This is a genomic window from Moraxella equi, assembly GCF_002027555.1.
Lineage (GTDB): Bacteria > Pseudomonadota > Gammaproteobacteria > Pseudomonadales > Moraxellaceae > Moraxella > Moraxella equi.
Genome location: NZ_MXAP01000088.1, coordinates 1 through 847 on the forward strand (window position 1 = coordinate 1; position 847 = coordinate 847).

1 pseudogene is annotated in these 847 nt (G+C 38.4%); it reads left to right on the forward strand.

Going from position 1 to position 847, the window contains the following annotated elements:
* The first annotated feature begins 100 nt into the window (after positions 1-100).
* Positions 101-838: pseudogene (locus B5J93_RS14415) on the forward strand (IS30 family transposase).
* Positions 839-847 lie beyond the last annotated feature (9 nt).

Here is an 847-nt window from a genome sequence, read left to right on the forward strand (position 1 = left end):
CTTGAATTTACAACCCAACCGCAACACCAAATAAAATAAAGAAGCGTTCATCAATTTAATGTATTATTAAGTTACCACACAAAATAAAGCATTAAAGAGCATGAACACTTCTTACAAACATCTTAGCATAGATGAGCGTGAAAAGATAATGGTTTTGTTGTCTTTGGGTAAATCTATGGGTATAATTGCCAAACAATTAAATAGAGCCAAGTCCACCATTTGCCGTGAAATCAAGAGAAATGGCGGTGTTGACAATTATTCAGCAATCAAAGCAGCTTGCCTTTACCAAACAAGAAGACAAGCCTGTCGCCCTAGGTTAAAGCCAACCAATCCGTATGTATTTAACTTGGTACAAGACAAGTCATTTAACCATCAATGGTCGCCTGAGCAAATGAGTTATGCAACCATCTATCGGGGCTTGTATCAAGGCTTGTTTTGTTACTTTGGTAGATAGATGTAGTCTTTTTTAATTTGCACAACCGTCAAAGCCAAAAAAGCAACCTTGGTCAGTCAAGCCATCATCAATGCCTTAGTGAATCAGCCTGTGCATACAATCATACCAGATAGGGGGAAAGAATTTGCCAAACATCAAGAAATAACAGACCACTTAAAAGCAACCATCTACTTTCCACCACCAAGACAGCCTTGGCAAAGAGGAAGCAATGAAAACACCAATGGGTTATTAAGAGAATATTTCCCCAAAGGGTCTGATATTAACCAGTGGGACAATCAATACATACAAACAAAGGTCGCCAAACTCAATCTGCGACCTAGAAAATGTTTAAATTGGCGAACACCTGATGAGGTCTATTATCCAAAGGTGTTGCAGTTAGTTTGATGATTCAAG